The 2,433-nt window shown below is 34.1% G+C and carries 2 protein-coding genes; both read right to left on the bottom strand.

Annotated elements, in window-relative coordinates; translation table 11 throughout:
- Window positions 1-65: 65 nt before the first annotated feature.
- Complete coding sequence (gene istB / locus OEV82_RS15990; RefSeq protein ID WP_263062433.1) at window positions 66-785, bottom strand: IS21-like element helper ATPase IstB; 720 nt, start codon at window positions 783-785, stop codon at window positions 66-68.
- Window positions 785-2,281 carry an IS21 family transposase gene (istA, locus tag OEV82_RS15985; RefSeq protein WP_263062432.1) on the bottom strand — a complete coding sequence of 499 codons (1,497 nt, stop codon included), beginning with the start codon at window positions 2,279-2,281 and terminating at the stop codon, window positions 785-787. Before istA ends, istB begins: the two co-directional genes overlap by 1 nt.
- Window positions 2,282-2,433: the final 152 nt, after the last annotated feature.

Here is a 2,433-nt window from a genome sequence, read left to right as displayed (position 1 = left end):
TGTATTTGGCAAGTAAAAAATGTATGATTTGGCATTTAAAATTGTATGCCACTTGCCAAATCCTTTTATCCATGTAGTAAGGATTCTTTATAACGGAAACTATCACCTGTAAAGAGTAGTAAATGTGAATGGTGTATCAAACGATCGATAACTGCTTCCGTTAATATAGGGTCACCAAATACGTGATTCCACTGTCCAAACTGTAAATTCGTTGTTATTACGATACTTTTATTCTCATAACACATAGAGATAACTTGAAATAAAAGCTCGGCACCTTCTTTATTGAGTGGAATATATCCCAATTCATCTAACACTAGTAAATCTAGTTTTTCTATTTGTTTCATCATTTTAACTAAAGAGCCTTGCTGATTTGCTTCAATCAACTTATTTACTAAAGATGCAACTGTAAAAAATTTCACTCGACTGCCAAATCTATGTATGGCATTTAAGCTGATTAAAGTTGCCAAATATGTCTTTCCAGTACCAACTCCACCATACAAAATAAGATTTTCTTTCTCAGCAATAAAGTCTCCATTTAGAACTGTCGTTCTACTGATTCCTTGAGGAATCTGAATGTGTTCCCACTGATAGGGTTGATCTCCTGTTTTAGGCAGTTGTGCTTGTTTAAGTAAAAGATTGATTCTTCTTTCTTCTCGATTTTGTACTTCCTTCTCAAATAACTTGAGAAGGTATTCTTGGTTACTGTTTGCTTCTATCTGTTGATAATTTTCTCTTATCCAGCTCAATTTTAATCGTTTTGCATATCCTTCTATTTGCTCGTTCATTATTGATCCTCCTTTTGAAAGAAGGTATCATAATGAGACAGTCCCCTCGTTATTTCAGGAACCCTTGGTAATGGCACTTTAGGTTGAATCGTTGTATGCGAGGTATTTTGATTTAGTATTGTATAGAAACAATGCTTAATTTGATCAACGCTTGGGTGTCCATGGACTGAAGCTGTTTGTAATGCCTCGTTTAGTAATGAAAAATCATCATTCTTTAAGAGTTCTCCCAATAAACGCAAAGCTTTTTTCTGCTCTTCCTCCGTACAATCATTCAAATAGTCAGACCATATGGTTGGAAATTGATTATAAATACTTGAATATTTAATGGCTCTCGGTCGTTTTGATAATAAATCTAAATACGGCTGCCATATCATTGATTTCCTTTTAATGCCATATAAACGTGAATGTTTTACTACCACTTCGTTACGGTCATTCAGGATATTTACCGTATTATACGTAATACAAACTCTGACCAATTGCTTTGCGAATCGTGGGGAAGTCGAATATTGCTTTTTATCTACTGTAACCATCCCGTATTTGTCTGCTCTTACATCTTGATAACGGGCACAATGAAATTCCTTTTCCGGAAGCATAAGCCAATTCTCTTGATCTACTTTATAAAGTTTAGATTGTAAGATGTTTTTTTCGTAATGTGGACGATCACGATCTTCTTCAGCTTGCTTCCACAGTGTTTTATTAAATTGGTCAAGATCTAATATTGTGTTTTCTGGTAATAAGAAGTTATTACGAACATATTTAACCATTGCTTCTACGTGGCCTTTTTCATTACCTTTTCTTGGGTTACAAAATTCATATTTAAATCCATAATGTAAAACAAATCTTTCAAATGTATCAGTTAAATCACGCTCTCCTTTTGAATGTATCTTCTTAACGGCAGGTGATAAATTATCAAAACGAATTATCTTAGGTACACCACCCATATGATGAAACATTCGCTGTAATCCCTCTAGTAAACATTCTGTATTTTCCGAAGGAAAAACTTGAAAGTAAAAAGTATTACTATAAGGGAATGACATAACTAAATATGGTAGGTCAATCACCTCTGATTGATATTTAAATGGTGCCGTTCCAAAGTCTACTTGAGCAGTTCCAGGAATTGCTTCAAGAGGTAAAGCTGCATCTACTGTTGTTACGGTTAACTCTTTTTTACGACGAGATACATAATCACGAACTGTTCGATAAGATCCTTTGAAACTATGGAACTTTTCCAGCTGTTCAAACATTCTTTTAGCCGTTCTTTGGTATTTTTTCTTCTTTTTGAGATCTTCTTTTATCCATTTATCCAATATAGGTTTAACCGGATCCATAACCGGTGATTTTCGTTTTTGTTTTTCCTTTTTGTTAAATTCTTCTTGATTGGCATATTTACTAACCGTACGTGGATCAATGCCCATTTTTCTGCCAACGCTGGCATAAGTTTCTCCTTTTTGATTTACTTCATGTCTGATATAATCAATTTGAGCCACTGCTAACATCTCCTAATATCCTCCTGTTAAACGTTGTTGGTCCAACGAGGAGTTTAAAATTATTTGGAGGAGTTGGCAAGTGGTTTTTTATTTGTGTAAGAAATTTTCGAACCATACACAAATTAAATGCCATTACCTACATTTTTAGTTTGCCATAAACA

Origin of the sequence: Pallidibacillus thermolactis, from assembly GCF_025660415.1 — a bacterium.
GTDB lineage: Bacteria > Bacillota > Bacilli > Bacillales > Caldibacillaceae > Pallidibacillus > Pallidibacillus thermolactis.
Note: the sequence above shows the minus strand (reverse complement) of the source record. Positions and strands in the feature narration are given on the sequence as shown.

Excerpts from the sequence above, each read along its gene's own strand:
- istB (WP_263062433.1), bottom strand. The coding sequence starts at position 785 with ATGAACGAGCAAATAGAAGGATATGCAAAACGATTAAAATTGAGCTGG.
- istA (WP_263062432.1), bottom strand. The coding sequence starts at position 2,281 with ATGTTAGCAGTGGCTCAAATTGATTATATCAGACATGAAGTAAATCAA.